Genomic DNA, 14,990 nt, shown 5'->3' on the forward strand with positions numbered 1-14,990 from the left:
GGCCGATCCCTTACCCAAAAAAATACCGCAATGAAAACAGGTGGATGCAGCAATTACCCATGGGTAATCGCCGATCCTAGCGGTTTGTGCGCCCCGTGAACCGCCCTGCCTCGGCCGCCGCCATCTTGAGCGCGCGGGATTTGTTGACCGTCTCCTGCCATTCGGCCTCGGGGTCGCTGTCATGCACGACGCCGCCCCCGGCCTGAACATAGAGGTGCCCGTCCTTCACCACGCCGGTGCGCAGCGCGATGCACATGTCCATGTCGCCATTGGCCGAGAAATATCCGACGCCGCCGCCATAGACGCCGCGCTTTTCGGGTTCCAGCTCGTCGATGATCTGCATCGCCCGCACCTTGGGCGCGCCCGACACCGTGCCGGCGGGGAGCCCCGCCAGCAGCGCCGACAAGGCGTCATGCTCCTCCGCCAGCTCGCCCACGACATTCGAGACGATGTGCATCACGTGGCTGTAGCGTTCGATCACGAATTGCTCGGTGGGGCGCACAGTGCCGGTGCGCGCGACGCGCCCCACATCGTTGCGCCCGAGATCCAGAAGCATCAGATGCTCCGCCCGCTCCTTCGGGTCGCCGAGAAGATCGGCCTCCATCGCGCGATCCTCCTCAGGGGTGGCGCCGCGGGGGCGGGTGCCGGCGATCGGGCGGATCGTCACCTCCCGCCCGAAGACGCGGACGAGAATCTCCGGCGAGGCACCGACGATCTGAAATCCGCCCATGTCGAAATGGAACATGAAGGGCGACGGATTCGTCCGCCGCAGCGCCCGGTAGAGCGCAAAGGGCGGCAGCGGAAAATCGAAGGTCCAGCGCTGCGAGGGCACGACCTGAAAGATATCGCCCGCCGCGACGTATTCCTTGGCCCGCTCCACCGCGGCCAGATAGGCGGGCTTGGAAAAGTTGCTGACGGGCTCGGGCAGGTCGAACGGCTCTGCCATGTCGCGCGGCTCCGTCACCGCGCGGCCAAGCGAGGTCAGCGCATCCTGCAGGCGTTCCGCGGCCTGCGCATAGGCCGCGCGCGCGGTTTCGCCGCGATGCCAGACCGGCGCCACGAGGATCACCTCGCCCTTCACCCCGTCGAGAACGGCGACGACCGAAGGCCGCATCAGCATCGCGTCGGGCAGGTCGAGCGGGTCGGGATTGACGTCGGGCAGACGCTCCACCAGCCGGATCATGTCGTAGCCGAGATAGCCGAACAGACCCGCGCAGGCCGAGGGCAGGCCGTCGGGCAGGTCGATCCGGCTTTCGTCCAGAAGCGCCCGAATCGCGGCGAGCGGCGCGCCCGCATCCTCCCACGCGGACGGATCCCAGCGGGCGGCGCGATTCACGCGGGACGTCTCGCCGCGGCATTCCCAGATCAGGTCGGGCTTCATCCCGACGATCGAGTAGCGCCCCCGCACCTCGCCGCCGGTGACCGATTCGAGCACGAAGGAGAAGGGCTGCGCCTCGGCGAGCTTGAGCATCAGAGAGACGGGCGTGTCGAGATCGGCGGGCAGGCGGGTCCAGAGCACCTGATTGGCGCCCGCCTCATGCGCCGTCTCGAAATCGGCGAAGTCGGGGGCGATCATGCGCCGCCCATCTGCGACTGCACCGCCTGCACGGCCTGCTGCTCGACGGTGATGCCCATATCGCTCTGGACGGCGCGGCCATAGGCTTCGAACAGGTCGCCCGCGACCGCTTCTTCGGCCTGATTGGCGATGGCGCGGCGCAGTTCGGCCCCGCGACCGCCGGACAGGTCGGCCGCATTCACGGCATCGATCCGCACCACATAGGCCACGTTCTCGTCGCCCTCGACCGCCAGGATATCGCCCGCCTCGGCGGCGAAGACCTGTTCCAGAAGGGCGGCGGGGGTGCCTTCGAGAACCGCATCGCGCGCCACGTCTTCAAGCATTTCGGGCGTTCCGGAGATATCACGCGTCGGATGCTCGGCCAGAAACTCCGCCCGCTCCGTCAGGATCCGGCGCAGGGTCTCGGCGCGCCATGCGGCTTCGACCTCGGCGCGGACCTCCTCAAGCGGCAGCACCCTCGGCGCGACCACCTCGTCGAGGCGCAGCGCCAGAAGCCCGCCATCGGACAGCGCCACCAGTTCCGGGAAATCGTCGGGCTCCGCCGCCGCGGCCGCCTCGCGGAACCCCTCGTAGGCGGCGACGCCGGAGGCGCCTTCGGATCCGGTCGCGTTCCAGTCGATCGTGTCGACGGCGAGGATAGTCTCGTCGGCCAGTTCCTCCAGCGTCGCACCGCCGGCCAGAAGGTCGTCAATCGATTCGCGCGCGGCGTCGATGCGGCGGCGGGCAACGTCCACCGCCGCCAGCGCGGCGAGCTCCTCCTCGACGTCCTCGAACGGGGTCTCGGTCGCGTCGAGGATCGCGTTCACGCGGTAGAGCGCCGGGCCGAGCGGGGTCTCGACCGGACCGACGATCCCCGGCTCCTCCAAGGCGAAGAGCGCTTCGGCGGCCTCGGGCGCCAGATCGGCGCGCGACAGGTCGCCCTGATCCACGTCGTCCAGCGTCAGGCCACGCGCCTCGACGAGGGCGTCGAAGGTCGTTTCCCCCGCCTCGATCTCGGCCAAGGCGGCTTCGGCGGCGGGGGCGTCGGTGAAGGCCAGCCGCTCGGCCAGCACGCGCTCGGGGCGGCGGAACTCGTCGGCGCGGTCTTCGTAGAGCTCCCGGACCTGCGCCTCCTCGACCTCGGTCTCCTCGGCCAGCATCTCCGGCGTGATCCAGGCATAGGTGATCCGCCGCAATTCCGGCGTCTCGAAGGCCTCCTCGTTGGCCTCATAGAAGGTGCGCAGATCCTCTTCGGTCGGCGCGGGCACGCCGCCGGGCAGGTCGGCCTCGGTCACGGAGGCGAGGGTGATGTCGCGGGTCTCGGCGATCCATGCGGCGATCGTGGCGGCATAGGTGCCGGGCGCGGACGTGCCGCCGATTACGGCGGCCTGCAGGATCTCGCGCGCGATCTCGTCGCGGATTTCCTCCTCGTAGCGCGCCTCGCTCAGGCCCGCACGATCCAGCGTGAAGGCATAGCCTTCACGGTCGAAGGCGCCGTCCACGCCGGCGAAGGCGGGATTGGCGCGAATGCGGCGCGCGACCACGGCGTCGCCGACCGAGACGCCGACCTCCTGCGCCTCTTCGGCCAGCGCGGCGGCGGCCAGAAGACGCTCCATGACGGCCTGATCGATGCCGAACATGCGCATTTCCTGCATCGTGATGTTGCGATCGGCCTGCTGGCGCAGGCGCGCCTGTTCCGCCCGCAGCGCGTCGGCATATTCCTGCACCGTGATCTCGCGGTCGCCCACCGTGGCGACGCGCGTCAGGTTACCGCCGAACCCGCCGATGCCGAACCCGCCGAGGGCCAGGATCAACAGGCCGATGACCACCCAGACGAGGAGGCCCGGCGACTTTTTCTTGCGTGTCTCGGCCATGGTGTCTTTCCCCCTCGTGGTCCGGCGGGTTGATAGGCGGCGCGGCGCGTGGGGGCAAGCGGGCCTAGAGGCCGTCGCGCGTCACCTGCGCCAGCCGGTCGAACAGGATGCCGATGCCGTCGCGGTCCGCATTGGCGAAGGCGATCCGCAACGTGGCCTCGGCGCGACCGGAGCCGCCATCCGCGTGCGACGGCCCAAACATCGTGCCGGGCAGGGTCAGGACGGAAGCCCGCTCCACCAGCCGCCGCGCCACCGCATCGGACGGCAGGTCGAACGGATGGGCCACATAGGCGAAATAGGCCCCGCATCCCAGAAGGCGCCAATCGGGCAGGGCGGCGAACCCGTCCTCCATTGCGGCGCGGCGGGCGAGGATTTCCTGCCGTTCGCCGGCGAGCCAGTCGCCGAGATGCTCCATCCCCCAAAGCGCGGCCCGCTGGCCGATGCCATTCGGACAGATGGCAACGGTGTCGAGCCATTTCTCAACCTGCGCCAGCCGCGCGGGCGCGGCGCAGATCGCGCCGACGCGGTGGCCGGTCAGGCGATAGGCCTTGGAGAAGGAGTAGAGCTGGATCAGCGTGTCGTCCCATTCGGGATCGGCAAACAGGTCATGCGGCGCGCCCTCGCGCGAATGGAAGTCGCGGTAGGTTTCGTCGACGACGAGCGCGAGGCCCCGGGTGCGGGCGAGGTCGCGGAAGGCGGCAACCAAGGCCGCCGGGTATTCCACGCCGCCGGGATTGTTCGGCGTGACCAGAACGATGGCGCGCGTCCTGTCGTCGATCAGGGCGGCCGCCGCCTCGGGGTCGGGGAGAAGGTCGGACCCGGTTTCCAGCGGCCGGGTCGCGACGCCGCCGAGGTCGAGCCACATCTTGTGGTTGAAGTACCACGGGGTGGGCAGGATCACGTTGTCGCCGGCCCCTGCCAGCGTGGCAACCGCGGCGGCGAAGGCCTGGTTGCAGCCGGACGTGACGGCGACCTGATCGCGGTGCACGTTGCCGCCATAGGCGGTGCTCCATGTATCGGCGATGCGGGCGCGCAGCGGGTCATAGCCCAGTACCGCACCATAGAGATGCGCCGACGGGTCGGTCAGCACAATGTCCGCTATCGCCTGCAGGAGCGGCGCGGGCGGCGGATCCGTCGGCGCGGCTTGGGACAGGTTGAGGAGCGGGCGATCGACGGGGAATGTCGCGTCCGCGATCCAGCGCCGCGCCTCCATCACCGGGGGCGGCTCCGTCGCGGCCATGGCGGGGTTCAGGCGCATCGCGGATCTTCCTTCGTCCCGGTCGCGGTGGCTTCGGGTGGGGTGCGGCCGGACGCCTTGGAGCGCGCCGGCCGTCACGTCTTTCTCAGAACGGGATTTCGTCGTCGAGGTCGGAGCCGCCGCCATAGCCGCCTTGGCTGCTTCCGCCGCCGCCGCCGCTACTGCCGCCGTAGTTCCCCTGACGGTCATCGTAACCGCCGCCACCGCCGCCGTAATTGCCGCCACCGCCACCGCCACCGCCGCCTTCACCGCGGCCGTCGAGCATTGTCAGCTCCGAGCGGTAGGGGCGCAGGACGATCTCGGTCGAGTAGCGGTCCTGGCCGGACTGGTCCTGCCATTTCCGGGTCTCGAGCTGGCCCTCGATATACACCTTCGAGCCCTTCTTGAGATATTGCTCGGCCACGCGGACCAGCGGCTCGGAGAAGATCGCGACGGAGTGCCACTCCGTCCGTTCCTTGCGCTCGCCGGAATTCTTGTCGCGCCAGGATTCGGACGTGGCGATGCGCAGGTTGCAGACCTTGCCGCCGTTCTGAAAGCTCCGCGTCTCCGGGTCACGGCCGAGATTGCCGATCAGGATGACCTTGTTGACGGATCCGGCCATGTCTCTCCCCATCTTTGTCGAATCTGGCGCGGGCGAACCGTCGCCCGCGCCCGTCTGAGTAACCAACATGGCGGATGGGCGAAAGGCCCGGCTTGGCGCATCGGCATCGGTGGGGTAACCATTTTCGGGGCGGCAGGGTCGCGGCAGACGAGCCGCCGTCCGGGACATTGGACGACAGGGAGCCACCCACATGCGCCTTTTCCGATTCGCCGCGCTGACGGCGCTGGCCGCCGCGACCTGTGCCGAGGCCGCCACGGCCCAGACCGTTTCGACGCGTGGCCGCTCGGACGCGTTCGCCGCGCAGACGGCGCTGATCGACCGCCGGCTCTCGGCGCAGTACGCCCATTCCGAGCGTCTCCTGCCGACGCGGCCGGAGCGTGCCGCCGTGCCGGGCGCGGAGCCGATCCCGCGCTACGAGGGGCGCAGGTCGGCGTTCACCGACACCGCCCGGGCCGCCGCCCGGCGCAATGGCGTGCCGGAGGATCTGTTCCTGCGCCTCGTCCGGCAGGAGAGCGGATGGAACCCGGCGGCGCGGTCGCACAAGGGCGCGCTCGGCCTCGCGCAACTCATGCCCGGAACGGCGCGGGTTCTGGGGGTCGATGCAAACGATCCCGCGCAGAACCTCGAGGGTGGGGCGCGCTATCTGGCGATGCAATTCCGGAAGTTCGGGACGTGGCGGCTGGCGCTGGCGGCCTACAATGCCGGACCCGGCGCGGTGGAGCGTCACGGCGGTGTGCCACCCTACCGGGAGACACAGGGATACGTACAGGCGATCCTCGGGCAGGGTTGAGACGCATCGGAACCCGCGAAATCAACGGGATGCGCCGCGACGTGAAGACGCCGCGGCACGTTGTCGGGATCAGGCCGCCTTGCGCGTGGTGTTGCGCTCGGGCTCCTTCGACAGGGTCATCGCGGTATAGCTCAGGATCACCCCGAACACCGCCTTGGAGGTGACGTCGGCGAAGGTGTAGCCGCCCTGGCGGATCACGATCCAGGTCGAGGACTCGTTGATGCCGGGGATGCCGGGGACCAGATAGACGAGGCCGTAGATCGTCCAGGTGATCCACATCAGCGTCCACGCCGCGCCCATCAGCTTGGACGCTTCGCCACCCATGCGCGCGCGTCCTTCCTCCACGTTCTTGTAAAGCAGCCAGAGCAGCACGAGGAACGCGATCCAGCTGACGATGCCCCAGAACCAGAATCCGAAGGCGGATTCGTCGATGATGCCGGCGGCCTGCGGCTCGTAGTACTGACCGATATAGGCGGTCAGGATCATGAACACGCCGAGCGCCATAAGCTTCCACCAGCGCGAGAGCATGTCACGTCCGGCAAAACCCAAGACGACGAGAAGTTGCGTCATCAGCATGGGTACGTCGATCATCCAGTTCGCGTAGCGGTAGCCGTTGGCGAAGATGAAGCCCTCGGCGCGCGCATAGGTCATCGTGGTGATGTCGAATTCGAACGCCCGGTTCCACATCAGCCACAGCAGGAACAGCTCCAGCGTGGCCGAGATCATCACGACGCAGGAGATGATCGATGCAAGGCGATAGCGCTCCGCCACCTGCCGCATGGTCAATGCGAAATAGACGAAGGCCGCCGCGAAGACGGCCGCGGTGAAGGCGAACATGTGGCGGACGACTTCGTACTGCCAATATTCGAAGGCAAAGAAGTTTTCATAATTCGGCATCGGCAGAATCCCCTGCGTGTTGGTGGTTCAGCAGGCAATGATCATGCTGCGCGATGGTTCCGCGACGTCCGGCCGCAGGCGCTTGAGCCGGCGACCGTGAAGGGTTGAATGCGACGGGCCTTTGTATTGTTGTGCAAGGAGTCGCGCTGTAAACGGTGCGACGTGTCGTCGCGACGCCGCGGCGGCACAGAAAAAACTGGGAGGAACTAATGGACCGTCGTTCATTTCTGAAGAATTCGACGATCGGGGCCGGTGCCGCCGGCACCGCCGCGCTCGCCGCACCGGCCTATGCACAGGGCAACCGCACACTGACCCTGGTGACGACATGGGGCCGTGGCCTCGCCGGCGTGCACGACAGCGCGCAATACGCCGCCGACAAGATCACCGCCCTGACGGACGGGCAACTGACGGTCGACCTGCGCGCGGCGGGCGAACTTGTCGGTGCGTTCGAAGTGTTCGACGCCGTCTCCTCCGGGCAGGCGGACATGTATCACGGGGTCGATTACTACTTCCTCGGCACGGACCCGTCGCTGTCGTTCTTCTCGCAGATCCCGTTCGGCATGACGTTCATGGAGTTCAACAACTGGTTCTACCACGATGGCGGGCGCGAACTGGCCGATGAGCTCTACTCCATCTACGGCCTCAAGGCGTTCCCGGCGGGCAATACCGGCCCGCAATCGGGCGGCTGGTTCCAGAGCCCGATCAACTCCCCTGAGGACTTCCAGGGCCTGAAATTCCGGATGCCGGGGCAGGGCGGACAGGTTCTCAGCAAGCTGGGCGCATCGGTGCAGAACCTGCCGGGTGCGGAAGTGTACCAGGCGCTGTCGACGGGCGCGATCGAGGGGACCGAGTGGATCGGACCCTGGGCCGACGAGAAGGCCGGCTTCCAGGAGATCTCGAAGATCTACTACCCCGCCGGCTTCCACGAGCCTGGCCCGAACCTGAACCTCGTGTTCAACCTTGACGTCTACGAGAGCCTGACGCCGACGCAGCAGCAGATCGTCCAGGAAGTCGCGCGTGCCGACAATCTTTGGACGACGACGCTGTTCATGGCCAATAACGGTGCGGCGCTGCAGCGCCTGCAACAGGGCGGCGTGGAGCTCTACGAATTCTCCGACGAGGTCTGGGACGCGTTCGGCCAAGCCGCGCAGGAAGTCGTCCAGGAGCCGACGAGCGACGAGTTCTACAAGCGCGTCTACGACAGCTATCAGTCGTCGCTGGAGAAGTCCGCGCAGTGGATCGGCCGCTCGCAGGGAACCTTCACCGAGCAGCGGGACCGCGTTCTCGGCATCTGAGCCGGGAGAGTGCGGACGCCGCCGAAAGTGCGGCCGGCGTTCGCATTTCTCCGTCCTGCGGCTTTTTTAGCTGTTCCACTTGGGCGGGCCGTTCGCTACGGTCCGCCCGAATTACGTGTGAGCGTGGATACCGTGCCGGGAGAGCAGGGAGCCGCAATTGCGATGGGGGGATGCTTGGACAATCGTTCAATCCTGAAAAGTTTTGTGTCCGGTGCGAAGTTGGCGCGGGACTGCGTGACAGGCTGTTGCGCGACGACCGGAGGCCAACGTGCCGCGGGCGTTTGCCCCACATTGCACGAACGCGTGCCAAGCTGACGCAAACGGACCCGTTCCCCGTGTCGGGGAGGGGCCGCTCACATGTTCTGCGGCATGATCCTCCGAATGGGTCGGGCCGCATCCAAGGGATTTCCGGGAGAGTTCGGGATGGAAGAGGACGCAGCCTGCACGGGGTTCTTCGCACCGGCCGAAGAGGGGACGCGCGCCTGTCTCGACGCATTTCGCGACGGCGGGCCGATCCAGTGGGTGCTGGGTCATCTGTTCGAGGCGCCGTTCAACCTCGTCTTCGCCTTGTCCGATCCGTCGTCGTGGCTGGCTTGGACGCAGGACTTCTCCGAGCCGGAATCGAAGCAGTCCTTGGTGCGGCTGATCTATTACGGCGCCTCGGCGGAGCTGTTCTTCGTGCTGTTCTGGATCTTCGCGGGGATCACGATCGGCGGCTATTTCTCGCGCCGGTTCCTGTGGTCCATCGTGCGCGGCACCGAAAGCACGATGAACGTCATCGGCCGGGTCGCCGCCTGGGCCGGGCTTCTCATGGTGCTGCAGCAGGTGCTGATCGTGTTCCTGCAGCGGATCTTCCGGGTTTCGGAAATCTCGATCGGCCCGTTCGGCACGACCTTTACGCGTGACCTGTCGTGGTATTCCGAAGAACTGAAGCTCTATAACGCGATCATCGTGTGCCTGTGTGTCGCCTGGACCTTCATCCAGGGCGGGCATGTGCGCGTCGATCTCGTCTATTCCGCCGTCGGCCACCGCACGAAGCGCGCCATCGACATGTTCGGCAGCCTCTTCTTCATGGTGCCGGCGCTGGTGCTGATCTGGCTCTACGGCTGGTTCTATCTCTGGGGCAGTCTGATCAGCCCCCGGCTGGGCGCGGACATGACGCTCGACACGCTGCTCACACGCTCGCGCGGGGTGCGCTGGAACGTGGAGACCATCGGGTTCAGTCCCAACGGCTTCGACGCTTACTGGATGTTCAAGGTGCTGATTGCGCTGTTCGCGGTGACGGCGATGGTGCAGGCCGTGAACTTCTTCTGGCGGTCGTGGCTGGAATACCGCGAGGGCGAGCTGAGCGCGGGCCGCTATCTCGACCGTGACGTCCTCGGCGACGAAGACGCAGAAAAAACCGCCAACATACACTGACCGGGCGCAGATCCGGCACGAGATGCGGCGGCGGCGCCGCGGGGGACACAGGAAATGATCTTCGGCCTCGACGGCGTTGAAATCGGCATCATCATCGTCTTCCTGACGCTGTTCGGTGCCATCATGTCCGGCTTTCCGGTCGCCTTCTCGATCGGCGGCGCGGGCGTCATCAGCTTCGCGATCATCGCCGCCCTCGACAGTGCCGGCATCCTGATCCATCAGGCCATCGATACCGGGTCCGCGCAATATTCCGGCCTCGTCGCCGAAGGGGTGGCGCGCGAGGCGATCTCCATCTTCAGATATCCGGAGCTGCCGCGGATCGAGGAGCCGCTGTTCGCGCGCGGGTGGGAGGATTCGATCAACCGCGAGCTGGGCCTGATCATCCAGCGTATGAACGAGCGGGTCATCGCCGGCGCCTCGATCGAGACGCTGCTGGCGGTGCTGATGTTCGTGATGATGGGCATCACGCTGGAGCGCTCGAAGATCGCCAACGACCTGCTGACGACGATGGCGCGGGTATTTGGCCCGTTGCCCGGCGGTCTGGCCGTGTCGATCGTGATCGTGGGCGCGTTCCTCGCCGCCTCGACCGGCATCGTCGGCGCGACGGTGGTGACGATGGGGCTGCTGGCCCTGCCGACGATGTTGCGCAACAACTACTCCCCCGAACTCGCCACGGGCGTCATCGCCGCCTCGGGCACGCTGGGGCAGATCATTCCGCCCTCGATCGTGATCGTCCTTCTCGGCACGCTGGCGGGCGACATCTATTCCACCTCGCAGGAGGCGCGGGCGCAGGCTGTCGGCTGTGGCGATGCGCTGACATATCTGGGGCAGCCGGCGGTTGTCTCGGTCGGCACGCTGTTTCAGGCGGCGCTGCTGCCGGGCATCTTCCTGGCCTTTCTCTACGGTGCGTATTCCTTCGGCTTCGCATTGGTGAACCCGTCCAAGGCGCCTGCGGTGCGGCTTGAGGGCGGGCGGTCCTCGACCACCACGCGCGACGATGCGCTGCTCTGGTTCCTTGCCGTGCCGGTCGTCCTGATCGGCGGTGTCGTGGCGCTGAGCCTCGTGGACGTGATCGGCAGCCAGTCGATCAACGTCTCGGCTTTCTCGCAGGCAAGCGAGGGCGCGTCGTTGCGCACGAACGTCTCGGATGCCTGCAAGGCCGCGATGATCGATCTGCACGGCCAGGTCGCCTGGGACGCGGCGGTCGCCCAGCAGGAGGCGATCAACCAGGCCGGCGGTGCGCAGCTCGCGCGGGCCCGGACGCCCGAGGAGATGATGGAGGCCCGCACCCTCGCCATCCTGTCGGCCCCGCCGATCGGGACGGGCGTGGCGGTCCTGTTCCTTCTCTTCGCGCTGACGCTGGCGGTGGCGCGGGGCATCGCGCCGCTGGAGGATGGGCGGCCCCTCGTGATCGGGGCCGTGGGGGTCGCCTTGGCGATCGCGGCGGACCTCGCGCTGATCGGGCCGACAACGTCGTCGGGGGCCGCGTTCCTGATCCTAGCCATTCCGACGGCCATCACGCTTTACGGCGTTGCCGAAGCGGCGCGGCGGCTCTCGCGCAACGAATTGCTGCGCGTGGTCTTTCCGCCGCTCGTGCTGATCGTCGCGGTGCTCGGCTCGATCCTCGGCGGGATCACCAATCCCACGCCGGCGGCGGCTCTGGGCGCGGCGGGGGCGATCATGCTCGCCGCCTATCGCAAGCTGGGCGAGGAAGGACGCGGCGGCGGCTGGATCCTACTCGCCACGCTGGGCCTTGCGGTCATGCTTCTGGTTGGCGTGAACTTCGACCTTCGCTCCGGGCTGGCGACGACGACGGTGGCGAATCGGATCGCGCTGTTCGTGACGCAGATCGCGTATCATGCCGCGTTCCTCGGCCTGCTCTACGCGTGCTGGGTGCTCTTGCGCAGCGGTGTGCTGGGGCCCGTGGTGCGGGAGACGGCGAAGGTGACGTCGATGGTCTTCACCATCCTGATCGGCTCCCAGCTTCTCAACCTCGTGCTGATCTCCTTCGGGGGCGAGCACTACATTCAGCAATTCCTGCTCAGCTTTGACAGCGAGCTGAAGGTGTTTCTGATCGTGATGCTGGTGCTGTTCGTGCTGGGCTTCGTGCTCGACTTCCTCGAGATCATCTACATCGTCATCCCGATCGTCGGTCCCGTCATCTACGGGGGCACGTTCGATCCGAAATGGGTGACGATCATGATCGCGGTGAACCTGCAGACGTCGTTCCTGACGCCGCCCTTCGGCTTCGCGCTGTTCTACCTGCGCGGGGTCGCCCCGGCGAGCGTCACGACCGGTCACATCTATCGCGGTGTGCTGCCTTTCGTACTGATCCAGGTGCTGGGGCTGGCAATCCTGTGGGCGTTTCCGGCGATCGTGACCATCGTTCCGAGCCTCCTTCCCAACAACTGAGGCATTGTTCCCGAACGCGGCGACTCTACTTGTCAGGGGTCACGCGAACGGGAGAACGCGCATGTCACTGAAACGAACGGCGATGAAGATGGCCGTCGCCTTTGCCGCCGCGAAGGGATACCGCGCCTACCGCGACAATGGCGGGTTGGACGGCGTCAAACGGCTGCTCTCGGGGGGCGGGACCGGGCCCACAGCGGGACGGTCCGGGGGCCTCATGGGCGCGTTGCAGGGCACAAGCGGCTCGGGCGGCGGATTGGCCGGCCTGATCGGTGCGCTTGCCGGCGGTGGTGCGGCGTCGGGCGGCCTGATGGGCGGTCTGGCTTCGATGACCGGCGCCTCACAGGAGGCCGACGACACTGCGAGGATGGCGCGCGTCGAGGCGGGGCCGCAGGACGAGGCGACCGCCGCCGCGATGGTGCGCGCGATCGGTCAGGCGGTGCGCGCCGACGGCCATATCGACGCGGAAGAGCGTAGCGCACTGGACGAGATCCTTGGGGAGGCCGAGACCGAGGCCGACCGCGCCGCGCTCGATGCCGCGCTGAGCGAGCCGGTCAACCCGGAGCGTCTGGCACGCGATGTGCCGCGCAACCACGAATCCGAAGTCTACGCCGCCGCGCTGACGGCTATCGACCCCGACCACCCGGCGGAGCGCGACTTCCTGCGCCGCTTCGCCACCGCTCTGGCGCTGGAGCCGGCGGAGGTGTCGCGCCTGCACGATGCGGCGGGAAAACCCGTTTGACGGTGCCGGGGCTGGCCAGGCGCCGCCCCGTAACCCGCCCCACCACTTTCCCTTGCGCCGCACGGCGCATAGGTGTCGCCCCGAAGCAAAATGAAGGAGATCGGCATGGCCGAGATCAAAGACCCTGAAAACACGATCATCATCGAGCTCGAGGACGGGAACGTCGTCGTGGAACTGCTGCCCGACGTGGCGCCCGGTCATGCGGAGCGCATGAAGGAACTGGCGCGCGAAGGGGCCTATGACGGCGTCGTCTTCCACCGGGTGATCGAGGGCTTCATGGCCCAGACCGGCGATGTGGAGCACGGCAAGGAAGACGGCGACACGCGCCGCGCCGGCACGGGCGGATCGTCCAAACCCGACCTGAAGGCGGAGTTTTCGGGCGTGCCGCATGACCGTGGAACACTGGGCGCGGCGCGGTCGCAGAACCCGGATTCGGCCAACAGCCAGTTCTTCATCAACTTCGCCGACAACCATTTCCTAAACCGGCAATACACCGTCTATGGCCGCGTGATCGAGGGGATGGAGCATGTCGATAAGATCACCCGTGGCGAGCCGCCCGCAAACCCCGACAAGATGGTCAGCGTGAAGGTTGCCGCCGATGCGTAATATTCTTGCAGCCCTTCTGGTTCTCGCCACGCCCGCCGCGGCCACGACCCTCGAAATCGACGTCGCGGGCGAAGCGAACGGGACCGTCACCATCGACCTTCTGGAGGATGTGGCGCCCGAGCATGTTGAGCAGATCACCGCGCTGGCCGAGGCCGGGGCCTATGACGGCGTGGTCTTCCACCGCGTCATCGACGGCTTCATGGCCCAGACCGGCGACGTGCAATACGGACGCGAAGGCGCGGACCTCGCGCTTGCCGGGACCGGCGGCAGCGACCGGCCGGACCTCGCGGCGGAGTTCTCCGACGAAAGCTTCGAGCGCGGCGTGGTCGGCATGGCGCGTTCCGCCAGCCCCGACTCGGCCAACAGCCAATTCTTCATCATGTTCGAACCCGCGCCGCATCTGGACGGCCAGTACACCGTCGTCGGTCGGGTTACCGACGGCATGGACGTGGTGGATGAGATCAAGCGGGGACGCGGACGCGGCGGTGCCGTGACCGAAAGCCCCGATGTGATGACGGAAGTGCGCGTCGTCGAATAAAGCTCCGCCGCTTTGCGGTGAAGGCTCCTGCGGTGGTTTGTTTAGTGCAAGCCCCGTGGCTGAGCATCGGACCCGCAGCGTTTTTGCGCGGCGGGTCTTTTCCATTTTGTGGAGACTTTGATTGCGCATTCTGCTGAAATTCATGACCGTTCTTGGTCCGGCGGGCAATAACGCTCAGGTCTCGGTTTTCTCGATGGAATTAAGAAATACCTTCGGGCAACGGCTTTGGGTGCTTGAGTCGGGCATCACTTCAAGAAAAGAAATCTGTTGTCTTGAAGCAGTATCAGGTTGGCGAAACGCTTGAACCTCGCCTGTCATAAGCTGATGCGCCGGTGAGAGCAGCGGAAACTAATACCAACGGCCCGAGGCTTTGACTCTGTGAGGGCTTCCCAGGTGTGTCAGTTGCTGATTCACTCTCTCTGGGATGTGAGGGAGGATCAGCATGGGGGTGGAGATCACGCGTAGGGAGCTGTCGGCGGCGGACCTACGGCGCGAGGCGGCGCGGGCGAAGGACGCAAGGGCGTCGCGGCGGATGCTTGCGCTGGCCTTCGTGCTCGACGGGCGGACACGGACGGAGGCGGCAGAGAGTTGCGGGATGGATCGGCAGACCCTGCGCGACTGGGTTCATCGCTATAATGCGGAGGGGCTTTCGGGTCTCATCGATCGTCCTCTTCCGGGCCGGACGCCCATGCTCAGCACGGAGCAGATGAGCGAGCTGGCGGCGATCGTCGAAGCGGGGCCGGACCCGGAGATGGACGGAGTTGTGCGCTGGCGGCGGGTTGATCTGTGCGCAGTGGTGGAGCGCCGCTTTGGCATTCGCGTGGCGGAGCGGACGATGAGCTCGATCCTCCGCCGGCTCGGCTTCGTGAAGCTGTCGGCGCGGCCGCGTCATCCGCAGAGCGATCCAGACGCCCAGGAGCTATATAAAAAACTTTCCAGAACTGGTGCGCACGGCCCTGCCTGAGGAGGCAAAGGAAAAGCCTCTGGAGGTCTGGTTCCAAGATGA

14 protein-coding genes are annotated in these 14,990 nt (G+C 66.7%); 9 read left to right on the forward strand and 5 right to left on the reverse strand.

All coding sequences use genetic code 11. The features are described 5' to 3' along the window. Nucleotides 1–76: 76 nt before the first annotated feature. From trpE to ssb, 4 genes are all read right to left on the reverse strand, one after another. Nucleotides 77–1,576 (reverse strand): anthranilate synthase component I, encoded by a 1,500-nt coding sequence (gene trpE, locus JSE7799_RS17895; RefSeq protein WP_055664826.1) that lies wholly within the window; start codon nt 1,574–1,576, stop codon nt 77–79. Beyond that, nucleotides 1,573–3,429, reverse strand: a complete 1,857-nt coding sequence (locus tag JSE7799_RS17900; protein ID WP_055664827.1) for a peptidylprolyl isomerase — start codon at nt 3,427–3,429, stop codon at nt 1,573–1,575. Before JSE7799_RS17900 ends, trpE begins: the two co-directional genes overlap by 4 nt. Nucleotides 3,430–3,493: 64 nt before the next feature. Beyond that, the gene (locus tag JSE7799_RS17905; RefSeq protein ID WP_055664828.1) at nt 3,494–4,687 is read right to left on the reverse strand and encodes an aminotransferase; all 1,194 of its coding nucleotides are present in this window, start codon (nt 4,685–4,687) and stop codon (nt 3,494–3,496) included. Between the two features lie 85 nt (nt 4,688–4,772). Further along, complete coding sequence (ssb, locus tag JSE7799_RS17910) at nt 4,773–5,288, reverse strand: single-stranded DNA-binding protein (protein WP_055664829.1); 516 nt, start codon at nt 5,286–5,288, stop codon at nt 4,773–4,775. 190 nt (nt 5,289–5,478) lie between these two features. On the opposite strand from ssb, the gene JSE7799_RS17915 reads away from it, so the two are divergent. Beyond that, complete coding sequence (locus JSE7799_RS17915; protein WP_055664830.1) at nt 5,479–6,078, forward strand: lytic transglycosylase domain-containing protein; 600 nt, start codon at nt 5,479–5,481, stop codon at nt 6,076–6,078. Between the two features lie 69 nt (nt 6,079–6,147). Here the strand turns inward: JSE7799_RS17915 and JSE7799_RS17920 are convergent, their stop codons facing one another. Then, complete coding sequence (locus JSE7799_RS17920) at nt 6,148–6,975, reverse strand: bacteriorhodopsin (protein WP_055664831.1); 828 nt, start codon at nt 6,973–6,975, stop codon at nt 6,148–6,150. Between the two features lie 209 nt (nt 6,976–7,184). Here JSE7799_RS17920 and JSE7799_RS17925 point away from each other — a divergent pair, with 209 nt between their 5' ends. The 8 genes from JSE7799_RS17925 to JSE7799_RS17955 all read left to right on the forward strand — a co-directional run bounded on the left by JSE7799_RS17925 (nt 7,185) and on the right by JSE7799_RS17955 (nt 14,948). Beyond that, nucleotides 7,185–8,270, forward strand: coding sequence for a TRAP transporter substrate-binding protein (locus JSE7799_RS17925; protein ID WP_055664832.1), 1,086 nt, complete (start codon nt 7,185–7,187; stop codon nt 8,268–8,270). Between the two features lie 423 nt (nt 8,271–8,693). Continuing rightward, entirely contained in the window at nt 8,694–9,689 is a 996-nt protein-coding gene (locus tag JSE7799_RS17930) for a TRAP transporter small permease subunit (RefSeq protein ID WP_055664841.1), read from the forward strand. 54 nt (nt 9,690–9,743) lie between these two features. Next, nucleotides 9,744–12,101 carry a TRAP transporter large permease gene (locus tag JSE7799_RS17935; RefSeq protein ID WP_055664833.1) on the forward strand — a complete coding sequence of 786 codons (2,358 nt, stop codon included), beginning with the start codon at nt 9,744–9,746 and terminating at the stop codon, nt 12,099–12,101. 61 nt (nt 12,102–12,162) lie between these two features. Beyond that, nucleotides 12,163–12,840 (forward strand): DUF533 domain-containing protein, encoded by a 678-nt coding sequence (locus tag JSE7799_RS17940; protein WP_083480670.1) that lies wholly within the window; start codon nt 12,163–12,165, stop codon nt 12,838–12,840. Nucleotides 12,841–12,945: 105 nt separating this feature from the next. Further along, nucleotides 12,946–13,446, forward strand: coding sequence for a peptidylprolyl isomerase (locus tag JSE7799_RS17945; protein ID WP_055664835.1), 501 nt, complete (start codon nt 12,946–12,948; stop codon nt 13,444–13,446). Beyond that, nucleotides 13,439–13,984: a peptidylprolyl isomerase gene (locus JSE7799_RS17950; RefSeq protein ID WP_055664836.1), complete on the forward strand. Its 546-nt coding sequence runs from the start codon at nt 13,439–13,441 to the stop codon at nt 13,982–13,984. Before JSE7799_RS17945 ends, JSE7799_RS17950 begins: the two co-directional genes overlap by 8 nt. A gap of 121 nt (nt 13,985–14,105) precedes the next feature. Next, complete coding sequence (locus JSE7799_RS20710) at nt 14,106–14,288, forward strand: hypothetical protein (RefSeq protein WP_144431791.1); 183 nt, start codon at nt 14,106–14,108, stop codon at nt 14,286–14,288. Nucleotides 14,289–14,426: 138 nt separating this feature from the next. Then, the gene (locus JSE7799_RS17955) at nt 14,427–14,948 is read left to right on the forward strand and encodes a winged helix-turn-helix domain-containing protein (RefSeq protein ID WP_083480266.1); all 522 of its coding nucleotides are present in this window, start codon (nt 14,427–14,429) and stop codon (nt 14,946–14,948) included. Nucleotides 14,949–14,990 lie beyond the last annotated feature (42 nt).

It is taken from the genome of Jannaschia seosinensis, assembly GCF_001408515.1.
GTDB lineage: Bacteria > Pseudomonadota > Alphaproteobacteria > Rhodobacterales > Rhodobacteraceae > Jannaschia > Jannaschia seosinensis.

Bases quoted from the DNA above. Each gene is read 5' to 3' on its own strand.
- trpE (WP_055664826.1), bottom strand. From the start codon at position 1,576: ATGATCGCCCCCGACTTCGCCGATTTCGAGACGGCGCATGAGGCGGGC.
- JSE7799_RS17950 (WP_055664836.1), top strand. From the start codon at position 13,439: ATGCGTAATATTCTTGCAGCCCTTCTGGTTCTCGCCACGCCCGCCGCG.
- JSE7799_RS17900 (WP_055664827.1), bottom strand. From the start codon at position 3,429: ATGGCCGAGACACGCAAGAAAAAGTCGCCGGGCCTCCTCGTCTGGGTG.
- JSE7799_RS17930 (WP_055664841.1), top strand. From the start codon at position 8,694: ATGGAAGAGGACGCAGCCTGCACGGGGTTCTTCGCACCGGCCGAAGAG.
- JSE7799_RS17920 (WP_055664831.1), bottom strand. From the start codon at position 6,975: ATGCCGAATTATGAAAACTTCTTTGCCTTCGAATATTGGCAGTACGAA.
- JSE7799_RS17915 (WP_055664830.1), top strand. From the start codon at position 5,479: ATGCGCCTTTTCCGATTCGCCGCGCTGACGGCGCTGGCCGCCGCGACC.
- JSE7799_RS17935 (WP_055664833.1), top strand. From the start codon at position 9,744: ATGATCTTCGGCCTCGACGGCGTTGAAATCGGCATCATCATCGTCTTC.
- JSE7799_RS17940 (WP_083480670.1), top strand. From the start codon at position 12,163: ATGTCACTGAAACGAACGGCGATGAAGATGGCCGTCGCCTTTGCCGCC.
- ssb (WP_055664829.1), bottom strand. From the start codon at position 5,288: ATGGCCGGATCCGTCAACAAGGTCATCCTGATCGGCAATCTCGGCCGT.
- JSE7799_RS17925 (WP_055664832.1), top strand. From the start codon at position 7,185: ATGGACCGTCGTTCATTTCTGAAGAATTCGACGATCGGGGCCGGTGCC.
- JSE7799_RS17955 (WP_083480266.1), top strand. From the start codon at position 14,427: ATGGGGGTGGAGATCACGCGTAGGGAGCTGTCGGCGGCGGACCTACGG.
- JSE7799_RS17905 (WP_055664828.1), bottom strand. From the start codon at position 4,687: ATGCGCCTGAACCCCGCCATGGCCGCGACGGAGCCGCCCCCGGTGATG.
- JSE7799_RS17945 (WP_055664835.1), top strand. From the start codon at position 12,946: ATGGCCGAGATCAAAGACCCTGAAAACACGATCATCATCGAGCTCGAG.